General features: G+C 68.9%; 25 protein-coding genes and 1 pseudogene. 4 read left to right on the forward strand and 22 right to left on the reverse strand.

The window, feature by feature from the left end; genetic code table 11:
* Positions 1–38 precede the first annotated feature (38 nt).
* From OO70_RS39355 to OO70_RS39420, 14 genes are all read right to left on the reverse strand, one after another.
* Positions 39–302 carry a hypothetical protein gene (locus OO70_RS39355; RefSeq protein WP_043682787.1) on the reverse strand — a complete coding sequence of 88 codons (264 nt, stop codon included), beginning with the start codon at positions 300–302 and terminating at the stop codon, positions 39–41.
* Positions 289–516 (reverse strand): hypothetical protein, encoded by a 228-nt coding sequence (locus tag OO70_RS39360; protein WP_043682790.1) that lies wholly within the window; start codon positions 514–516, stop codon positions 289–291. Before OO70_RS39360 ends, OO70_RS39355 begins: the two co-directional genes overlap by 14 nt.
* Positions 517–540: 24 nt before the next feature.
* Positions 541–1,416: a peptidoglycan-binding protein gene (locus OO70_RS39365; protein ID WP_043682793.1), complete on the reverse strand. Its 876-nt coding sequence runs from the start codon at positions 1,414–1,416 to the stop codon at positions 541–543.
* Positions 1,417–1,532: 116 nt separating this feature from the next.
* Complete coding sequence (locus tag OO70_RS39370; protein ID WP_051742030.1) at positions 1,533–1,967, reverse strand: hypothetical protein; 435 nt, start codon at positions 1,965–1,967, stop codon at positions 1,533–1,535.
* Between the two features lie 15 nt (positions 1,968–1,982).
* Positions 1,983–2,678 (reverse strand): hypothetical protein, encoded by a 696-nt coding sequence (locus tag OO70_RS39375; protein ID WP_043682796.1) that lies wholly within the window; start codon positions 2,676–2,678, stop codon positions 1,983–1,985.
* Complete coding sequence (locus OO70_RS39380; RefSeq protein WP_043682799.1) at positions 2,678–3,811, reverse strand: hypothetical protein; 1,134 nt, start codon at positions 3,809–3,811, stop codon at positions 2,678–2,680. Before OO70_RS39380 ends, OO70_RS39375 begins: the two co-directional genes overlap by 1 nt.
* Positions 3,808–4,917 carry a hypothetical protein gene (locus OO70_RS51440; protein WP_051742032.1) on the reverse strand — a complete coding sequence of 370 codons (1,110 nt, stop codon included), beginning with the start codon at positions 4,915–4,917 and terminating at the stop codon, positions 3,808–3,810. Before OO70_RS51440 ends, OO70_RS39380 begins: the two co-directional genes overlap by 4 nt.
* Positions 4,918–4,940: 23 nt before the next feature.
* On the reverse strand, positions 4,941–6,131 hold the full coding sequence (locus OO70_RS39390) for a hypothetical protein (protein ID WP_043682803.1): 1,191 nt from the start codon (positions 6,129–6,131) through the stop codon (positions 4,941–4,943).
* Positions 6,132–6,147: 16 nt separating this feature from the next.
* The gene (locus OO70_RS39395; RefSeq protein ID WP_043682806.1) at positions 6,148–7,368 is read right to left on the reverse strand and encodes a hypothetical protein; all 1,221 of its coding nucleotides are present in this window, start codon (positions 7,366–7,368) and stop codon (positions 6,148–6,150) included.
* A gap of 55 nt (positions 7,369–7,423) precedes the next feature.
* A complete protein-coding gene (locus tag OO70_RS39400) occupies positions 7,424–8,344 on the reverse strand; it encodes a phage distal tail protein (protein WP_043682809.1) in 921 nt (306 codons plus the stop codon).
* Between the two features lie 151 nt (positions 8,345–8,495).
* Complete coding sequence (locus OO70_RS39405; protein ID WP_043682812.1) at positions 8,496–9,770, reverse strand: hypothetical protein; 1,275 nt, start codon at positions 9,768–9,770, stop codon at positions 8,496–8,498.
* Positions 9,767–10,963 (reverse strand): phage tail protein, encoded by a 1,197-nt coding sequence (locus OO70_RS39410; RefSeq protein ID WP_043682816.1) that lies wholly within the window; start codon positions 10,961–10,963, stop codon positions 9,767–9,769. Before OO70_RS39410 ends, OO70_RS39405 begins: the two co-directional genes overlap by 4 nt.
* Positions 10,964–11,199: 236 nt before the next feature.
* Positions 11,200–11,979, reverse strand: coding sequence for a coiled-coil domain-containing protein (locus tag OO70_RS39415; protein WP_043682819.1), 780 nt, complete (start codon positions 11,977–11,979; stop codon positions 11,200–11,202).
* Between the two features lie 95 nt (positions 11,980–12,074).
* Positions 12,075–12,506, reverse strand: coding sequence for a DUF3592 domain-containing protein (locus OO70_RS39420; RefSeq protein ID WP_043682821.1), 432 nt, complete (start codon positions 12,504–12,506; stop codon positions 12,075–12,077).
* A 49-nt stretch (positions 12,507–12,555) separates the two neighbouring features.
* Between OO70_RS39420 and OO70_RS54085 the strand changes: the two are divergent.
* Positions 12,556–12,633: pseudogene (locus OO70_RS54085) on the forward strand (IS5/IS1182 family transposase); the annotation flags it as partial.
* 12 nt (positions 12,634–12,645) lie between these two features.
* Entirely contained in the window at positions 12,646–13,005 is a 360-nt protein-coding gene (locus OO70_RS55555; RefSeq protein WP_199827498.1) for a hypothetical protein, read from the forward strand.
* 24 nt (positions 13,006–13,029) lie between these two features.
* Here the strand turns inward: OO70_RS55555 and OO70_RS39430 are convergent, their stop codons facing one another.
* The 3 genes from OO70_RS39430 to OO70_RS39440 are packed head-to-tail and all read right to left on the reverse strand — an operon-like array spanning position 13,030 to position 14,796.
* Positions 13,030–13,722, reverse strand: coding sequence for a hypothetical protein (locus tag OO70_RS39430; protein WP_234337040.1), 693 nt, complete (start codon positions 13,720–13,722; stop codon positions 13,030–13,032).
* Between the two features lie 10 nt (positions 13,723–13,732).
* Positions 13,733–13,933 (reverse strand): DUF397 domain-containing protein, encoded by a 201-nt coding sequence (locus OO70_RS39435; RefSeq protein ID WP_043682828.1) that lies wholly within the window; start codon positions 13,931–13,933, stop codon positions 13,733–13,735.
* A gap of 11 nt (positions 13,934–13,944) precedes the next feature.
* Complete coding sequence (locus OO70_RS39440; RefSeq protein WP_043682831.1) at positions 13,945–14,796, reverse strand: helix-turn-helix domain-containing protein; 852 nt, start codon at positions 14,794–14,796, stop codon at positions 13,945–13,947.
* Positions 14,797–14,956: 160 nt separating this feature from the next.
* On the opposite strand from OO70_RS39440, the gene OO70_RS39445 reads away from it, so the two are divergent.
* On the forward strand, positions 14,957–15,388 hold the full coding sequence (locus OO70_RS39445; RefSeq protein WP_051742035.1) for an ATP-binding protein: 432 nt from the start codon (positions 14,957–14,959) through the stop codon (positions 15,386–15,388).
* A 21-nt stretch (positions 15,389–15,409) separates the two neighbouring features.
* Here the strand turns inward: OO70_RS39445 and OO70_RS39450 are convergent, their stop codons facing one another.
* Positions 15,410–15,616, reverse strand: coding sequence for a hypothetical protein (locus tag OO70_RS39450; protein ID WP_043682832.1), 207 nt, complete (start codon positions 15,614–15,616; stop codon positions 15,410–15,412).
* 351 nt (positions 15,617–15,967) lie between these two features.
* Here OO70_RS39450 and OO70_RS39455 point away from each other — a divergent pair, with 351 nt between their 5' ends.
* Positions 15,968–16,786 carry a hypothetical protein gene (locus OO70_RS39455; RefSeq protein ID WP_043682834.1) on the forward strand — a complete coding sequence of 273 codons (819 nt, stop codon included), beginning with the start codon at positions 15,968–15,970 and terminating at the stop codon, positions 16,784–16,786.
* Positions 16,787–16,902: 116 nt separating this feature from the next.
* On the opposite strand, the gene OO70_RS39460 is transcribed toward OO70_RS39455, so the two are convergent.
* The 4 genes from OO70_RS39460 to OO70_RS39475 all read right to left on the reverse strand — a co-directional run bounded on the left by OO70_RS39460 (position 16,903) and on the right by OO70_RS39475 (position 18,874).
* A complete protein-coding gene (locus tag OO70_RS39460; protein WP_043682893.1) occupies positions 16,903–17,259 on the reverse strand; it encodes a hypothetical protein in 357 nt (118 codons plus the stop codon).
* A 65-nt stretch (positions 17,260–17,324) separates the two neighbouring features.
* A complete protein-coding gene (locus OO70_RS39465; protein ID WP_043682835.1) occupies positions 17,325–17,615 on the reverse strand; it encodes a hypothetical protein in 291 nt (96 codons plus the stop codon).
* A gap of 88 nt (positions 17,616–17,703) precedes the next feature.
* The gene (locus OO70_RS39470; protein ID WP_043682836.1) at positions 17,704–18,303 is read right to left on the reverse strand and encodes a phage tail tube protein; all 600 of its coding nucleotides are present in this window, start codon (positions 18,301–18,303) and stop codon (positions 17,704–17,706) included.
* A gap of 157 nt (positions 18,304–18,460) precedes the next feature.
* Positions 18,461–18,874 carry a hypothetical protein gene (locus tag OO70_RS39475; protein WP_043682841.1) on the reverse strand — a complete coding sequence of 138 codons (414 nt, stop codon included), beginning with the start codon at positions 18,872–18,874 and terminating at the stop codon, positions 18,461–18,463.
* Positions 18,875–19,041: the final 167 nt, after the last annotated feature.

Here is a 19,041-nt window from a genome sequence, read left to right on the forward strand (position 1 = left end):
CTCCGTTTCGTACGGGGTGGCCGCCCTTCGGCGTTGGGTCAGCGTGCGGTGATCTCGAGCGCGGTGACCACGACAGTCGCTATGGCGGCCAGCGCGCCGATGCTCGCCAGCGGCCAGCGGGACCGCTCCAGGGCGTCCAACCGCCGCTCGTGATCGGCGAGTTGCTTGTCGGTCTGGTCACTGCGCTGGACCAGCAGCGCGAGAGAGCCGTCGACCCGGGCGAACCCGGCCTCCAACGAGCCGCGCAGGCGCTCCAGTTCGAGGGCGACAGTGGTCGCGTCGTTCGGATCAGTGTCGTTCATCGGCGTCTCCCGTCCGCAGCCAGGCGGGCAGCAGTGCCTGTACGGCGGGCAGCGCCATGACCCTGGTGACCCCGGCGGCGACGGCCAGCGCGCCGGCCACCCACGGGATCGTCTCGGGGACACCGGCGGCATCGACGATCGTGGGCAGCAGGACACACAGGCCGACAGCGGTCTGGACGACGGTGCGGAGGGTGCGCTTGGCGGCCTCTGACATGGGTGACCTTGCCTTTCGTGGAGTTCAGGAGCTGTACGGGACCTTCAGCGCGGCCCAGGACGTGGCCCCCGGCCAGCCGTCGGCGGCGGTGCCGGTGTAGCCGAGCCTGCGTTGCCACTTGGCGTAGGAGGCCTTGTCGGCGGTGGTCCACTGGGGGCCGGGGCCGGAGATGTATGCCGAGCAGCCGAGGGCGACCAGGCGCTTGCCCATCGCGGTGACGATCGCCGACTTGGGGTTCTTCTTGAACCAGTCGGCGCCGGGGAAGGGTTGGTAGGTGGGCGGCTTGGTCGGGCTTGTGGTGGTCTTCGTGCCCAGGCGCGTTGCCACCCGGGTGCGGAAGTCGGACATGGCGAAACCGCGCGGGTCGATCTTGGCGCTCGTCCATTCCTTGTGGCCGATGACCGAGTGCGCGTTCCAGCCGTGTGCGCGGCACAGGGCGGCCGAGGCTCGGACCATCGCGTCCAACTGGGCCTCGGGCCACGGATCCTTGCCGTCGCCGAGGTTGACGCACTCGAAGCCGTAGAAGTGGACGTTGCCGTCCGTGTTGTTCTGGTTCGGGGCGGGGAGGGTGGCGCTCTGGGCGATGACCGCGTTCAGTACGTCTCCGTCGCCGCTGCCCGCGTGGTTGGCTCGGCCGTTGCCGACGAGGTGGACCGTGCCGTCCTTGGCGATGACTCCGTGGCAGAGGGGGCCGGGGAGGTCGGAGCGGCCGTTGAAGCAGAGGCTTACCGATGTGGTGGTGCCGGTGGTCACGGTGTGGTGGATGACGACGCCGTTTACCGGGCCCCAACTGCCTTTGCTGTTGCGGTTGTTGGTGCGCCAGTTGGGGTGTTCTACGACGGTGACGCCCTCGGCGTGGAGGGCGGTGATCAGGGCGTCTGGGGTGAGGGGTGTGGCCATGGGGTGCCTTTTCGGTTGGGAGTTGGGCATGAAAAAACCCGGGCCGGGGGTGGGTGGCTCGGGTTGAGTGCGGAGTGCGGGTTCGGTGGGGGCTGGTCGCGCAGTTCCTCGCGCCCCTAGGGGGTTGCGCTTGCCGGGGATGTGTTGGAACCGGAACCGTCGTCCGAGCCTCCGTCGCCTGAACCGCCGTCCTCCGGCGTCCACTTGGCGCTCAACGCCGTATAAGCCGCCGTGTTGTCCACGAAGTTGGCCAGGGCCGCTGCGACCACGCTCTGGATTGCTGTCTGGTCGGGGACGACCATGGCTGTGCCGATGGGCATGATCGTGGTGCGGGCGCTGCCGCGGATGGCGGAGCCGTTGGCGCCGGTTTCGGTGAACTGGGCGGCTACCGTCACGGGGGCGTAGGTGCCGCTGACCGAGTCGGGGGCGATGATGCTGTTGTAGCTGGAGTCGGAGACGTTGATGTAGATCGTGTGGCCGGCCTCGGTGAGGGTGGCGCGGCCCGCGAAGTCGATGGCCAGGCCCCAGGGCTGGGTGGTGTCGATGTCCATGGTGGTGTCCTTTCTTCAGCTCTGGCGGCCGTACATGAGGATGGGGTTGGCGTAGACGGTGCCGGAGGCGCTGGTGACCTGGGCCTGGACCTCGACCTTGAGCTGGGTGCCGTAGACCGAGCCGAAGTCGGAGCTGACCAGGGCCTCGTAGATGAAGTCCGTGCCTGCGGCCACCGTGCTGCCCCACTGGGCGCCGTTGACGAGTACCTGGACGGAGCCGGTGGCGCCGGAGCTGGCGCGGGTGTTCATGACCAGGCGCATCTTCGGCTGCCAGACGACGTTGTAGGACATCGCGATCGTCGTCATCGTGGTCAGTGAGGTCTGCGGCCAGCGGGTCATGTTGGAGTCCTGCGGCGGCAGCATGTTCAGCCAGGGGCGGGCCAGGCCGCCGGTGCTGATGTCGTCGGAGACGATCTCGCGCTCCGCCTTGTCGTAGAGGCGCAGCGGTTGCAGTGAGTCGGCGGTGCCGTCGCCGTTGTACATGCTCAGCGCCAACTGGCCGGTCTGGCGGCGGAGTTCGACGCGGTACTCGTTGGTGCCGGGCCACTTGCCGACCTTGAAGACGGGAGAGCCGGTGGCGGGGCCGACCTCCAGCGTGCCGCCCGAGACCGTGTTGAGCGCGGGGCGGGTGTTGACGGCGGTGGAGAGCTGCTGGATGCGGCGTTCCATCTGGGTGAGCCGGTCGATGATGTCTTCGGGGAGCTGGGGCATCAGACCTCCTCCAGGTACAGCTCGGCGGTGTCCGGGCGGCCGCGCTGGGCGGGGCTGACCTTGACGCCGATGATCCGGTAGCGGGTGTCGAGGCCCTCGGCGTACCACTCGTCGGTGATCCGGATGCGGACGGTCCGGCCGATCAGCGCGGACGGCACCAGGTCGTCGAGCCGCACGCTGATCTCGGGGATCACCACCGCGCCGGTGGCCGCGGCCAGTTCGGTGCGGGCGAGCGCGGTGAGGGTGGCCGCGTCGGTGATGTCGTTGTGGTCCGAGGTGAGGTCGATGCGCGGGTAACCCGCTTGTTCGATCAGGTTGTTGGCCACCGCGACCGTGGAGCACAGGGGGCGGGACTCGCTTGCCTGGTCCGTGTTGGTCGAGGCGCCTCGGGCTCGGTCTGTGGTGCCGCCTCGGGTGGCGTCGCGTGGGAAGGAGTAGGAAAGGATCGTGCCCGGTCTGTCCATCACCAGGTCGGTGGCCCCGGTGAGGATCTTCGGGCTGCCGAGACGGAGGCGGCGCACGCGGGCGCCCGTGGTTGGGTCCGTGTACACCGAGATGTAGTGCTCGAAGCCGTCCTCCAGCGCCGCCAGCGCGTCCAGCGCGTCGAGGTAGACCGTCTCGTCGCCGTCGCGGTAACTCGCCGAGCGGGTCACCCCGGAGGTCTCGGTGCCGTAGCTGACGCCGATGTCGCCGCCGGGGAGTGAGGTCTGCAGGTCCGTCCACAGCGCCCTGGCTACGTCCAACTGGTCGCCGGTCAGGGCCAGTTGGTAGTTCGCGTTGTACTCGGGTGTCGTTGCCCGGATCAGGCGTCTTCCCGCGTACGACTCGAAGGTCGCCGCCTGGACGCCGAGGGTGAGCACGCCCTGGTCGTCGCTCTGCAGGGTGGAGGTCCAGACGATGCCGCCCCACCACAGGTCGGTGCCGCGCTGGAGGTAGACCGAGGTGCGGCCCTCCTCGATACGGCGGACCCGGGCGGCCATCGCCGCGTCCGGGACCGGGATGGTGCCGGAGAGCGAGCCGGCCTTGCCGATGTAGTCGTCGACGGTGACGTCGCGCAGCGGCAGGATGTCGATGGTGCTGTCGGTGCGCAGGTCGCAGAAGATCGCCCGGTAGGGCGTGTTGATGGTGGTCATGCGGCTGTCGCGGCTTCGTAGGTGGCGGTGCCGAAGATCGTGTGGGTGCTCGCCCAGGTCCACGGGGTGAGGGCGTCCACGCTGCCGGTGTTGGTGACGGCGACGGCGGTGGGCTGGCCGGAGGAGACGATCAGCTCGATGGCTCCGGTGGTGGGGAGGGAGACCCGAGCCGTGATGCGGTTGGTCGCGGTGTTGGCCGCCAGTTCGGCGAAGCCGACCGTCGAGCGGGTCGCGGCCGCGGTGACCGGCAGGGAGAAACGCCACTGGTCACTGGTGGTGGGGCTGGTGCCGTAGGTGGTGGTGCTGCCGAAGGTGATCGCGAAGTTCAGGTGCACGGTCGTACCGAACTGGACGTACCGGCAGGCCACCGTGGCGTTGCCGAAGGCCGGGGTCGCCGAGCCGGTGCTGGTGGTCCAGGTCGGTGTCCAGTTCTGCCAGGTCGGCAGGACCGGGTAGTTGGTCCAGGCGGTGCCGTTCCAGCGCTGGAGCTGGCCGTTCAGGTCCTGGTACTGGCCCGGGTAGGAGCCGGCGGCGGTGCTGGTGGTGACGGGCGGGATGCCGCCGACGGCGACCGTCGGCGTGCGCAGGTCGGTGAGGGCGCTGGACCAGATGATGCCGCCGTTGCCCGCGCTCGTGGCCTTGGCCACCGCGACCTTGTACAGCGGGAGGGCGAGGGAGGGGGTGGCCGGGACGGCGGGCGTGGCGGCCGGGGTGCCCTTGACGATCTCGACGGCGGCCTCGGTGCGGCCGGAGCTGTCGTACACGTCGTCGTAGACGCGCAGGACGACCAGGTCGATGCGGTCGTACTGGGCGTCGCCGTCGGCGAAGGTGAGGGGGATGGTGTCGGTCAGGGCCACCGGGTAGGCGCCCTGGGTGTCGGTGCCCTGGATGACGGCGCGGCCGGGGTAGACGGTGGCGGTCATGGTGCCCGTGACGGCGCTGTACAGCGTGAAGCCGGAGATGCGGTAGATGCCGGTGGGCGAGCCGGGCAGGACGCCGGAGCGGGTCGCGACGGGGGAGGTCGGGGTGAGGGCGCCGAGCGAGACGAGCCGGGTGTCCTCGCGGGTCTGGCCGTCGGGGGAGAGCCATCCGGAGTGAATGGGCATGGTTAACTCCTTTGTTGATCAGGTCAGTTGGCGGGTTCGGTGCGCAGGAAGATGTTGTCGAACCAGCAGGTCACCGCGGCGTCGCTGGTGCGGTGCATGGCGGTCGCCGTGTAGCTCGTGCCGGCGGTGAGCCCGCCCACCCGGCACACCGACGAGACCGACGAGTAGACGGTGCCGCCGTGCGAGGCGCCGTACTCGTCGTTCGCACTCAGCACGACGGTGCTGCCCTGGGTGACCTGCGGGGTCATGTACGCCGTGGCGGTGGTGCTGCTCTGGGTGAGCACGCGCGCGCCGAAGTGGAGGAGTACGGCGCCGGTGGTGGGAGCGGTGAAGGCGAGGGTGAGCGCGGTGACGGCGGTGTCCGTCAGCGCGGCCGTGTAGGTGGTCGACGTGGTGTAGCCGGCGTCCAGGGACTGGGCGAACGGCACCGGCGCGATCGCGGTCTGCCATGCCGAGCCGTTCCAGCGCTGCAGGACACCGGCGGAGGAATCGCGGTACTGGCCGGTGTACACGCCGGTGCTGACCACACCGGCCGGGGCGATGCCGCCGAGCGCCCTGGGGTACCTCTCCCACGCGGCGCCGCCCCAGCGCTCCAGGTAGCCCGAGTTGTCCTGGTACTGGCCGGGGTAACTGCCCGCCACCGTCGCGTTGTTGTAGTTCGGGAGGATGCCGCCGACCGCGACCAGCGTGGTGCGCAGATCGGTGATGTCGGTGGACCAGGTGATGCCGCCGGTGCCCGCGCTGGTTCCGGCCCGGACGGTGACCTGGGCCAGCGGCAGGGCGAGGGAAGGGGTGGCCGGGACGGCGGGGGTGGCCACGGGAGTGCCCTTGACGATCTCGACGGCGGCCTCGCTGCGGCCGGAGCTGTCGTAGGCGTCGTCGTAGACGCGCAGGACGACGAGGTCGATGCGGGCGTACTGGGCGTCGCCGTCGGCGAACGTGATCGTGGTGGTGGCGTCCATCGCGATCGGGTAGGCGCCCTGGGTGAGGGTGCCCTGGATCACGGCCCGGCCGGGCGAGACGGTCGCGGACATGCCGCCCGTGACACCGCCGACCCCGAAGCCGGCCACCCGGTACTGGGGGTCGTCATGGCCCGGCAGGATGCCGGACCGGGACCGGAAGGGGCCGGTCGGGGTGGTGGCGCCGAGGGAGGCGAGCCGCGTGTCCTGCCGGGTCTGGCCGTTCGGGGACAACCATGCGCTGTGTACGGTCATGAAGGGGCCTCCAGTGTCAGGATGCGGACTCGTACGTGCCGTGGATGGACAGAACGTCACCCGTACCCCAGGCGACGGGCCGCGACTTGTCCCAGATGTCGCTGTTGTTCGCGAGGGTGTCGCGCAGCGAGCGGACGTAGCCGACGCCGCTGGTCACCGCGAGGAGGCCGGTGCCCTGGTAGAGCAGCGAGCTCGACGCGTTGAAGTACTCCGCGCTCAGCACCCGCCCGTCCAGCTTCCACGCGGTGGAGACCGGCGCGACCGGCAGCCGGAAGGTCCAGTTGGCGTTGGCGTCCTGGGCGGTGAGGTTGGTCGTCGAGCCGGTCTTCAGATAGATCCGGACGTGCACGACCGTGCCGATCTTCGTGTACGACCCGGCCAGCGTCCCGTTGCCGATCACGGGCGCGGTGCCGTTCTCGGCGCCCCACACCGGCGTGTAGTCGGTCCAGGCCGGCACCGGCTGGTACGACACCCAGGCCGTGCCGTTCCAGCGCTGCAGCAGGCCGGTGGAGGTGTCCCGGTACTGGCCGGTGTAGCTCGCGGTGGTGACCGCGCCGGCCGGGGCGATACCGTCGAGCGCGCTCGGGTACGACACCCACGCCGAGCCGTCCCAGCGCTGCAGCGCGCCGCCGGAGTCGCGGAACTGGCCCGGGTAGGCGCCGTTGCCCGTCTCGCCGTACACCGGCAGGATGCCGCCGACCGCGACGGTGGGGGTGCGCAGGTCGGCGGTGTCGGTGCTCCAGCTGATGCCGCCCTTGCCGGCGCTGATCCCCGCGGGCACCTTGACCTGGTACAGCGCCAGACCGACACCGGGGATCACGGGGGCGACCGGAGTGGCGGCCGGGGTGCCCTTGACGATCTCCAGGGTGGCCTTCGTCTGACCGGAGTTGTCGTACAGCGAGTCGTAGATCCGCAGCACGACGAGGTCGATCCGGGGGTTGGTCGCGTCGCCGTCGGCGAAGGTCAGGGTGGCCGGTTCGGGGAGCGTGACCGGGTAGGCGCCCCGGGTGGCACCGGCCGCGACGACCGCGCGGCCCTCGTGGACGGTCGCCGTCATGGCGCCCGAGGCGCCCTCCAGCCAGAAGCCGGACATCCGGTAGAGCCCGTCGTAGGACCCGGGCAGGATGCCGGAGCGGACTTCGAGGGGATTGGCCGGGGTGGTCGCGCCGAGCTGGGTCAGCCGGGTGTCCTCCCGGGTCTGACCGGTCTCGGCCACCCATGAGCTGCGCAGGTTCATCTGCTGGTCTCCTGTGAGTTGTTACGGCGGGGGGACGTCTGCGGATGAACGGCCCTCACCACTCCGCCGAGCGCCAGCGAACCGACAGCTGGGCGCCGGTGTCGTAGGTGTCGGGGCGGAACGCGAGGTCGGCGCGGCCGGGTTCGAAGGCGAAGAGTTCCTCGGGGCTGCTGTCCGCGGCGGCGGTGTGGCGCCGGGAGGCGGTGGAGTTGAGGGTGACGGTGCCGGCCGCGGTGTCGACGACCAGCTCGTCGCCCGCCGCGAGGCCGATCTCGTAGCGCAGCCGGCGGCCCGAAGTCCGGTCGGTGAGGGTCGGGTTGGTGCAGGGGCCGGTGAAGGTGAGGATCGGATGGGTGGGCGCCGAGCCGGAGTTGTCGGCGCCGACGTCCCCGGTGGACGAGGCCTGGCCCCAGTACAGCGGCCAGGTCAGCGGCCAGGTGAGGCCGCTCTCCGGCTGCGGGGCACCGGTGACGGCCGTCTGCTCGTCGACGGCGTAGCGGCGCGGGTCGGTGGCGTACCACTGCACGGACGCCTTGGAGACGCCCTGCGTGGTGTACGTCCGGTCGGCGGCCAGCACCCGCTGGCTGACCCTCGCCCTGATGGCCAGCGTCTCGCCGTGCAACCGCACCGCCAGCCAGCGCTCCGAGTCGCCGAGCAGCAGGGCCTGGCGCAGGGCGCGCATCGCGGCGAGGGAGGAGGCGGTGTCGTCGCTCGTCGGTACGGTCCACACCGAGCCGCCGACCTTGCGGGGCTTGGCGTAGCGCGCGCCCGGCCAGGCGCCGTGCGCGGTCGGGTGGTCGGCGTCCGTCGTGTCGTAGTCCGGCAGATCCTCCCAGCCGGTCAGCCCGTCACTGCCGATCTCGTACGGCGTACCGGCGCCGAGCAGCAGTCCGGCCCACTGCATCTGCCCGTCGCGGGTGATGAGTGAGCCGGGGGGAACGTCGTCGGTGGTTGTGGTGGTCGTCAGATCGGCCATGGGGCCGTCACCTCGCTGTCAGGGGTGCGGGCGGGTGGGTGAGGCGGGTGGGTGGCTGCGGGCCGGTGGGGGCTGGGCGCGCCCACGCGGCGGTAGCCGCACATTCGATACAGCCCCGCGCCTCCAAAGGGGCGCTGCAGTGGCCGGTGTTTCATGCGCGGGCGTGCGCGGCGGCCAGGAAGAGCAGGTCGGTTGCCGTGCCGTGGGCGCCGGCGCCGCCGTTCTCGTGGAACTCCCTGATGCGGTGGGCGTGTTGGGCGTTCCGCGCCGCCCGGCTTCTCGCGGCCAGGGCGCGCTGCCGCTCCAGGGCGGTGAGGGACAGGACCCTGCCGGTCCGTGCGCCCGGCACCGCGACGCCGCCCTCCGCGAGCATCGGGATCTTGCTGAGATGCACGCCGAACTTCTTGCCGAAGAAGCTGAAGCTGAGCTTGTTCAGCCCGTCGATGACCCAGTTCGCGAAGGCTACGAGCCCTTGGATCGGCCCCTTCACGACCCCGGCGACGGTCTGCGCGCCGGTGGTGACGAACTGCCCCATCGCGCGCAGGGTGTTGGAGGTGGCGTTCTTGATCCGGGTGAACCCGGCGGGGATCTCCTTGGTGATCCAGTTCAGGACCGGCTTGACGGCGTTCTTGAACCCGCTCCAGATCGCGGACATCTTGCCGCTGAGGGCACGCGTGTCGCCGGTGGTCAGCGCCTTGAGGGCGGCGAAGCCGGTGCCGATGACCGTGCCGAGGACGGAGAGGGTGGTGGTGATCAGGGTGAGGTAGCCGGTGACGTAGGTGTTCACCGCGCTCGCGATGAGCTTGAGGATCGGGCCGAGGATGGTGAGGTAGCTCTCGACGTACTTCAGGATCAGCGTGGCCAGTTGGTCCATCAGCCGTTGGCCCGTCTCCGAGTTCAGCGCGATGTCCAGCAGCCAGCCGGCCAGTGGGAGCAGGATGCCGGCGACAAAGCCGAGGGGATTCGCGCGGGTGACGGCGTTGATGATGATCATCACGCCGGAGCCGATGGTCATGGCGGTGCCGAAGGTGTCGAGGAGACCGCCGAGGACCCCGGAGGCGGAGATCAGCGCGCCGACGATGGCGAAGACGCCGCCGAGGCCGGTGGTGAGCTTGCCGAGGGACTTGCCGGCGGACTTGACCTTGGTACCGGCCGACTTGATGCCGGCGGCGGCGCCGGTGGCGGTCTGGCCGGTCCTGGTGACGGAACGGGCCGCGGTGTCGGCGTTCGTCTTGATCTGCTGGACGGCGCCGGCGCTCTGGGCGGCGGGGGTGCTGACGCGGTCGAGGTCGGCGGCGGCGCCCGTGATGCGCTCGGTGAGAGACCGCAGGCCGGACTGGGTCTGCTGCACCCTGGCCTGGAAGGAGCGCAGAGCGGGGGAGGCACCGGCGAGCGGATTGCGCAGGGTGGCGACCGCGGTGCTCATCCGCGCGCCTTCGCCAGGAACATCAGGGCGTCGGCGGTGCGCTGCGGACTGCTCGTCTCGGCCGCGTAGTAGTGCTCGATGTGCAGCGCGCTGCCGTCGGCACCGGAGACCCCGGCGTACGCCCGCCCCTGCGAGGCCGCCCGCTTCAGCAGCCGGTCCAGCTTGCTCAGCGGCAGCACGGCCTCCGCCTCACCGGCCTCGGCCAGGAGGGCGGGGACACCGCCGGAGCGGGGCATGACGACACCGCCGGTGGCCAGCGCGGGGATCCTCGGCAGACTGACGCCGAAGGTCTTGCCGCCGACCATCGGGACCCAGCCGGGGATGGAGACGTGGATGCCGTTGAGGGCACCGATCGCGCGGTTGATGAGACCGATGACGGCGTTGATCGGGCCGCGGACCGCGCCTTGGATGCCGTTGAAGGCCTGGCCGGCGATGCCCTTCAGGCCGCCCCAGATGCTGGACAACCGGTCTTTTACGGCCCGGAAGGCGTCCGGGATCGCGGACTTGACCCAGCTGACGACCGGCGAGATGACGGCCTTGATGCCCTTCCAGACGTTGGAGACGACCGTGCTGATCGCCTTCAGGACGCCGGTGATGATGGACTTCCACACGTTGACGTAGGTCTTGATGACCGTGGCGACGGCCTTGACGATGTTCGTGATCGCCGTCTTGATGCCGCTCCAGACCGACTTGATCAGTTTGCCGGCGTTCTTCATGATCGGCTCGATGGCCTTCATGACGCTGCTGATCACGGACTTGATGACCTCGAAGGCCTGCTTGAGGACCTTCTGCATGGTCTTGGAGTTGGTCACCATGTCGATGACCTTGTCGATGAGCGGCTGCAGCAACTGCATGAGCAGGCCGAAGAAGTTCCCCTTCATCGACTTGTTCATCTTGTCCTGGCCCTTGGCCGCCTTGCCGGCCCCGGTCTCGTACTTGCCGAGGTTGGTACCGGCGCTGGAACCGGTCTTGCCGGCCTTGCTGAGGGACTTCTCGGCCTGGTCCGACGCTGTCCTGAGGTCCTTCAACTCCTTCCCGGAACCGTCGGCGGCGGTCTTGAGGGACTTGAGCTGAGCGGTACCTTTCTGCGCGGAGCTGCCGATTTCCTTCGAGGCGACCGACGCGCCCGAGGCCTTCTCCTTGAAGTCCTGTAGGGACGTGGTCGCCTTCTTCATCGAGGCAACAAGTGACACGGTGAATCTCCTTGGATACGCCTATGGGGACGGTGGAACCAGCCGATCGTCGATATCCGTGAGGCATGGGGAGGACATGAGAGTCCGGCCGTAGCCGATCCGATCGAATGCGGAAACCGCGTGTCGGCCGCGTCTCGGGGATGCGCGCGCGGAGGACGCAGCGATGAGGTGAGGCAGGGATGTTCGTCAAAGGATCGGCCGGTGTGTCCACGGCCGCTACGACATGACTCCTGCCGTCAGATGCCGGCCAAGGAGGCCACAAGCTCGTCTACGGCGTTTCGGAGGTTCTTCACGTCCTTCGCCACCGGGCCGATCCTCGGCTCCTGGGCGTCTACGCCCTTGTGGCGTGAGGAGAGTCCGGTCCGATCGTCCCGGGCAGCTTGTGCCTTGTCGCGAGCGGTGCTGAGGGCTTCCTTGATCTTCTTGATTGATTCTTCGGTCTTGTCGACTCGGGCGGGCAGGCCTTTGATCGTCTCCTGTAGTTTGTCTTCGGCCTCTTTGGCTTGCCGCTTTACTTCTTCCTCCGCCTCTTTGGCCTTCCGTTCCACTTCCTCCTGCTCGCGCCGTTGCCGGGCGCGATCCTTTTGGATGGAGTCCCGAATCTTCCTGACAGAGTCCTTCAACTTGCCGACGAGCTCCTGGTACTTCGCGTTCTTCTCGTCGACTTTCTTCCACAAGGTGAAGTCGAGCTTGAGGAGTTGAACGTCGATCTTGATCGCGGTCAGACCGATGGACGCCGCTGTTGCCGCGAAGGCAGCCCCCAGCACTATCCAGCGGTACTCCTTCACCTTCTCCGAGAGTTTGGCGGCCTTCACATCGAGGGTGTCGATCCGGCCCCGGAGCGCGGAGATCTGACCGGGCAGCTGTTCAAGGGAGGTCAGCCGTGAGGCCACGTCCGAGCTCTTCGGTAGTGAGCCCAGGCTTCTCTGAATGTCGGCGAGCTTGGTCTTGACACCAGGGAATTCGTTTTCGAGTTTGCTGAGATCCTTGTCCAGTTGATCAACACTTCTGGTCATTCTTCCTCACAGTCGTCTCGTCGGGGTGAAGTTCGGGTTGCGCCCGGATAGTCAGGACGGCAACCACTACTACGGCCCCAGCGGACAGGCTGTGCTCAGCCGGTGAACGCCTGGGCCAGGGTCAAAGCAGCGAAAAGGACCGCTGTCGCGGCGCCGATGGCATAAGCCACGGCATCTGAGGTCCGGACGCGGTGCTCCTCGAAGCGGGTGACATAGATCCGCGTCGGCTTCGCGGGGTCGTAGACGATGTCCATCGCGTCGCCCCGGACGAAGTTGTTCGATCCATCGGGATTGGACGACAGCGACTGCGCCTCGACCTCCGTGCCGTCGGGCAGGCAGAAGATCACCAGGACGTGGTGACGTGGGTCGGAGTCGGCATCCTTCGTCGAGCGGAAGCCTGACACCTGAGCGGTGGTGCGGACGCCGTGGCGTCGCAGGCGGTAGATCTCCCAGGCCGATGCCCCGCATACGACGGAGACTCCGAAGAGGATCAGCGAGACGGGAACCCAAACCCATATAGCCACCATGGGGGCAGTGTAGGGGCTGAAGTGAACAGGCTGGGTCTATGCGGGCGTTGAGGTCCGGGCACTGGTCGGACAGGCCATCGCCACCCTCAACCCCTGGCGGCTCATTCGTAGGCTCCGTTGTTCTACGCGTACCGCGCTGGTGTTCCTCGGGCTGGGGATGTTCGGGCTGCGTGACGTGCGAACTCTCAGACGAAGAGGCAGGCGAACCGAAGGTCGACGCGGCGGTACGAGCTGGAATGCGAACATTCCCTCGGTCGACGTCATCCATCGCGACGAAGGCGGGGAAAGGCACTACGTCACGATGGCGGCCGAGGATCTCGGACTCGCGGGTGACGAATCCATCGTCGGAGTCGTTTACGACCCTCTCAAGCCCGACAGGGCGACGACGGAGAAGGTTCTGAAGAAGCCGATATGGAAGACCCAGGACGGCTACATGGTGATCGTCGGCTTGGATATCGCCGCAGTGGTGACCACATTGACAGCGGTGGCCGCCTCTTGATGAGTACGGGCTTTCGGGCTCTGGTCAGTCAGCGGCGTGCAGAGGCCGCACGCTGATCGACCATGGTCCGTCGGAGCGGGTGTAGACGAGGCAGGGACCAGGGAGTGGTGCCTCGCTCTGCCGGCGGCCGACGTGGTTGGCCAGTTCGTCCAGGAACCCGTGGCCGTCCGGTGCGAAGGTGTCGACGAGGAAGTAGCCGCCGTCGGGAGAGCGCGGGTAGCCCTCGTGGGAGAGGGTGGCGATCGCCGGGCCGCCCTCGTAGCGCAGCACGTCCGAGGCGGGGCGTCGTGCGTGGCCGTCGCCGTCCAGGGGCCTGGCGCTCCCCGGGGATGCCGTCTCGATCGTCCACGGGCCGTCCGCTTCGACGCGGAGCGCGTGTACGGGGCGGTCGTCGGCGTTGATCAGGGAACGGCAGGCGAAGGGGCCGTCGGTGTAAGCCAGTTGGGTGCCGGGGTGTTGTAGTGCCTCATCCAGGGTGTCCACGACGAAGTGGCCTGGACCGTGGTGGGTGATGGTGAGGATGACCGGGTCCGTACCGGTGGTCAGCTGTGCGACCTGGTGGCGGCACCGGTGATCCGTTGCAATACGGGGCCGTTCGGGGCGAGTGGCGGCGTAGACGGAGGCGGCCGGGGCGGGCCACTGGTCTTGAAGACTCCGGTGATCGGTGCGGCAGCCGTCGGGACCGATTGCGGTGCCGTGTCCGTGCGCTTTAACCACTTCATGGCTGCTACTGCGGTACCCCGCCCAGCCGACCCGCCCGCAGGGCGCCCGTGAACTCCGTCCACGCCCCTCGCCCCACCGTTGCCCACGGCAGTTCCGGGTGCTTGGAGTCGCGGAGGGCGATGAGGGGGCCCGCCTCGGCCATCTCGACGCAGGCGTTGGCGGATGCCTCGGAGTAAGAGGACTTGTGCCACTTCGGCTCAGACACGGGGGCACCTCTTATAGGTCGTCGGTGATCGAGAGGATGAGGTCTCTGGACTTGTTCGGATTCAACGCGACCTGTTCGACCAAGTCCAGCCGTCGTCGGAAGTTGGCCAGTTGCGTCGGTGAGTCGAAGAACACCGCGCCGATGGGGGAGTCCACCTCCACCGTGTCCAGGTGGGCGCTGGCGGCGGAGACGTACATCAACGTGTCGCCGGCCATGGGGAAGCCCGGGGCGGTGAACGGAATCACGAGCAGCCGGACGTTGGGGCGCTCGCTCTCCTCCAGCAGTCGGCCGAGTTGGGCCTTGGCGACCCGGTCGCCTCCGGTGCGCATGCGCAGCGCCGCTTCATGGACCAGGCCAACGTACGGAACGCCCGGGGCGTCCGCGATCACGGCGTGACGCGCCAGGCGCTGGGCGATCCTCAACTCGACCTCCAGGCGCGGCAGTGCCGGGATGAAGAGGTCGAACAGTGCCCGTGCGTGCTCCTCTGTCTGGAAGTGGCCGGGGATGTGAGCGGTCTGCAGCGTGCGCAGGCCGGTGGCGTGATGTTCGAGTTCCGCCAGGTCCACGAAGTCCGGCGGGATCTTGCCCCGGTACTCGTCCCACCAGCCCTTCGACCGTCCGCCGGTCATCGAGGCGAGGGCGTCGATCAGTTCGGTGTCGTCGCACTCGTAGATGCTCGCGAGGCGGCGGAGGCGCTCCTCGCTGATGCCGAATCGGCCGGCCTCGATGTTGGAGATCATCGTCCGGTCGGCGCCGAGCCGTTCGCCCGCGACCGGGGCGGACATGCCGATGCCCTCACGCAGTCTGCGCAGTTCGGCCCCGAAGCGCCGTTGGCGAATGGTGGGGGTCTGTCGGGGTGCCATGGATCAACTCCTCGCTCGCGCGCACAGTTTGCCGACCGGCGAGCCGAGCGTCCACCTGGTTTGAGATTGCCACTCGTTTTAGTGAACTAGGTAGCACGCGTTTTAGATTGCCCGGTAGCTTGTGAGGCAAGCCACTCATCGACTCCCCGCGAGGTGAACGATGGACTTCCCTCCCTTCAACACCACCCCCACCCGCGTTGGTTGGGACACCTCCGCCCTCGACCCCCTCCGCCCCGTCGCCGAAGCCCGGCACCGCACCCGCGTCTGGCTTCAAGACCACTGGAAGCTGGGCGAGTTGGCGGACTCCGTCGAGCTCGCCGTGGGGGAGCTGTGCACCAACGCCGTACGGCACGGTGGCGGGCTCGCGGGGCTGGAGCTGACACTCGGGGCCGGGCGGCAGTTCGTTCCGCCGTTGCTGCGGGTGATGGTGACCGACCACGCTCCCGGGCGGGCACCCGAACTCCCCGCAGGCGCCGACCTGTTGAGCGAGGGCGGCCGTGGGCTGCGGCTCGTCGAGGCGTTGGCGCGGCGGTGGGGGTGGCATTGCACGGGGTTCGACGAGAAGCAGGTGTGGTGCACGTTCGTCGTGTGAGTGGCGAGCTGTGAGCGGTGCCTACGGCCGCCCGCCCCGCCCCCGCCCCGCCTCGGTCAGCGCGTCCGTCCACCCCGCCGCATACGCCCGCGACTCCCGGGTGAGCAGCTCCTCGTACAGGCGGTCGAGCAGTGCCGTGCGGTCGGGAGCCGGGGAGTGCAGGAGGTGGGCGAGGCGGGTGTAGGTGTCGATCGGCTGCTGTGAGGAGTGACTCGTGCCAGTCGCCATGTCGTCGTCCTGCTTTCCTGTCTGTCCGCTCGGCTGGTGGTTCAGGTGGCGCTCCTGAGGCGTTCGAAGCGTCGGTTCGAACTAGTGTACGAGTAATCTTCTCGTGCTGTTCCGTGTTTGCCGAAGACGAACCCCCGCCCTGCGGTCCGGACCTGCGGTGATGCGGGGTGCGGTGGAGGTTGTGCCAGGTTCGTGAAGTAGGATCCGGCCGTTCTCCCGTCGGTGAATGAAAAGTGAATGACAAGGCCAGGTGAGGAGCTTGACGGCCTGTCATACGACGGTGGGCGGCGATGGGGCGGCCGTCCTCGCGCGGGGGCGCGGTGGGGCAGGGACGAGAGCAGGGCCTACGGGGTGGATGGGGACGCGAGCAACGCGCGGCAGGCGCATGTGATCGACTGGCTCGAACAGGCACCCGATCTACCGCATCTCATCGCCCGCCTGTCGGAACTGGTCCTACGACTCGGCTACGCGCCCGACGACCTGGTGATCCTGCCGCGCGCCGAACTGGACCGGCGTGAACTGGCCGCCTACAGCGCGGGCTGGGCCGACGTGGTCGACGAACAACTCCCCGCCGTCCGGCGGGCGTACGAGCAACGGATCACCGCCGCCTACCTCCAGGGCCAGGAGGACGCCCGCACCGGGCGCCGGCCGCGCCGGACGCGCGAGTACGAAGGTGGTGGCGGTGAGGTCATCCAGCTGCCGTACGTCCAACTGCTGCGCCCGCCCTCCGAGTTGACCCGGGTGGAGGAGCGGGGGGAACGGGAGCGGTCCGTGGCGGACGGGACACCCTTGCCCGAATCGGATGCGGATGCGGATTCGGATGTGGATACGGATACGGACGTACCGGACGCGGACGCGGAAGCCGACGACATCCTTGTCACCGCCCGTGACGTGCGGGAGAAGCGTGCCGCACCGGCCGAACGGCGTTCGGTGGTACGGCGCAACGGGCGCCCCAGCGTGCCCCCGCTGAACACCGGCACCGGACGCGACAAGGGACGTAGAACGGAGTCGGCCGAATCCTCGCCGCAGTCCGCTCAACCCGGCGCCCCGAGTGGGAAACGCCCTCGACTCTCCGCCAAGGCCCGTGCCCTCGCCGACGAGTTGGAGGGACGGGCCCCCGGTCGGCGCCGGGAGGAAGGGACCGGACCGGCGGAGGATCCGGCCGGCTGAACAGTGCCGGCAAGCACCGGCACCCACCGGCACCCACCGGCACCCACCGGCAAGCATCGGCAAGCACCGGCAAGCACCGGCACCCACCGGGCCTGGGTTGAGTCCACCCGCCCCAATCAGCCGAAGAACCGCGCCAGTTGGACCGTCGACGGTGCCGCATCCGCGGCCGCCGTTTGCTCGGTCTCCCCGCCCGGTGTCTCCTCGTCCCCGGTGTCCGCGTCGTCGTACGAAGGACGCGGTACCGGTGCCGGAGGCTCCGGCTGGTCGCCCTCCTCGGAGTTGACGGAGGCGAACATCCAGTTCGCGGCGGCGAGATGGTCCACGGCTGCGGCCAGCAGATGGTCGGTCACCGACCAGTCGGCGGCTTCGCCGTGCAGCTCCCGGTTGAGGGCGCTGTCGTGCGGCAACTGCCTGATGAGCACGGTGAGTCGGCGCGCGGAGAGCCGGTCACGGTGCCAGTCGAGCAGATCGATGCCGTAGTAGCGGAGCAGATCCGCTTCGAGGGCCTCGGCGTGTTCGTCGACGAACCCGACGAGGCTCAGCCTTCCCCCAGGCCGAGCCCGGTCTCCTTGCCGTAGGCCTCCAGGATGGCGGCGATGTCCTGCATCGTGACCTCGTGCTGCTCGAAGCGGGCGAACTGCTTCTCGCCCAGCAGGAGTCGGAGCAGCCCGTCCACGTCGTTGTCGTCGAGCTTGCGCAGCGACTTGGCGGTGGCGCGGGTCAGCTCGGTGGGCAGGGTGTAGCTCTCGGAGTCGAGTTCGAACGACCAGGTGCGGCCGAGGGCTTCGAGCCGCTGGGCGCGGGCTGCGTTGACGTCGAAACGGGCCATGGCGATGAGTGCTCCTCAACAGGCGCAGAAGGAAAGGGAGTTGGGCCCGGGGTGGGACAGACACGCGCGCCTGTCCCACCCCGGTGGGTCAGGACGCGGCGTACGCGGCGTCCTTCATCACGAAGCTGGCCAGCGGCGAACCGTCGGCCGCGGACATCGCCGTGTAGGTGATGCCGAGCTGGGCCGCGGACTTGCGGGCCAGCTTGATGTCGTCGGCCGCGGTGACCTGGCCGCGCGGGATGCCGAAGCGGTAGGTCACGGTGGAACCGTCGCTCGCCCGGACGTCCGTGAACTCCAGGCCGAGAGCGCGCACATCGGCGAACGGCCGGTCGGCGATGTCGTACTTGTAGACGCCCGTCGAGCCCGTCACCGCGGCGACCGAACCGCCGCCCATGAAGAACGGCAGCGTGTCCTCGTTGAACTGCATCAGCGAGAACTTCAGGGTCAGGTCGCGGTCCGAGTACACGAAGTGCACCGGGCTGACGGCCTGCCACACGTCGACCGGCTCCAGCTTGTCCTTCTTGCTGAAGGTGACGCCGTCACCGGAGGTGAAGCCGAGGTTCTTCCAGCTCGCCCAGTCGGTGGCGGTGTCGGAGGAGAAGGTGGACGGTACGGCGGTGTCGGCGGCGGCGACGTAGAGGCGGCCGACGCCGGCGATGCGGATCTCGGAGGAGTTGGTTCCTGCCATGGGTGAATCTCCTTGTTCTTATGGGGTGTTGTCGTACTCGGGAGCTCCGGGTACGAAGAAGGCCCCGCCGGGGGGTGGCGGGGCCTTCGGTCTGTGGGGCGTGGAGCGTCCGTGCGGATCGGGGGATCGGGGGATCGGGGAGCAGCAGATCCGGGGATCAGTAGACGTCCACGTACACCTTCATCACCGTGACGTAGCGGTTGGCCGCGGAGTAGAGGTAGTCGGGCAGCCAGCGCGGGCCGTCCTGCTCCTCGACCTCGGTGACGAGGTTCGTGCCGTACTTGTTGTTCGCCATCGCCAGTACGGCCTGACGGGCGTCGTTGGCCAGGACGTGCGCGGCCTGCTTGGTCGGGCCGTACACCTCCAGCTCGATCAGCGGCTGGTCGACGTGGCGCTCGCCGACCCAGGCGCCGCCGCGCCGGTTGACGAACACGGCGGCGGCCGTGCCGTCGAAACCGGTCGGCGCCTGTACGGCGACGATCGCGCCGGAGAGCCGGGAGTCGTCCTCCAGGATGTCGACGATCATCGCCTCGACGTCGGGGAAGGCGCTCGGTGGAGTGGGTGTGGTCATGCCGGGTCACCTCGGGGCAGCTTCGGAGGGCGTGCGGGACGCGACGAGGCGCTGAGCGGCCGACCTGCGGGCGCAGCTCCGCCGCTGCACCAACTGTGACAGACGAGCGTGCGCGCACGCAACTAAAAACCGAGGGGGAGTGGGGGAAGGTACGGCGGGGCGGGGGT

It is taken from the genome of Streptomyces xylophagus (assembly GCF_000716435.1).
GTDB classification, from domain to species: domain Bacteria; phylum Actinomycetota; class Actinomycetes; order Streptomycetales; family Streptomycetaceae; genus Streptomyces; species Streptomyces xylophagus.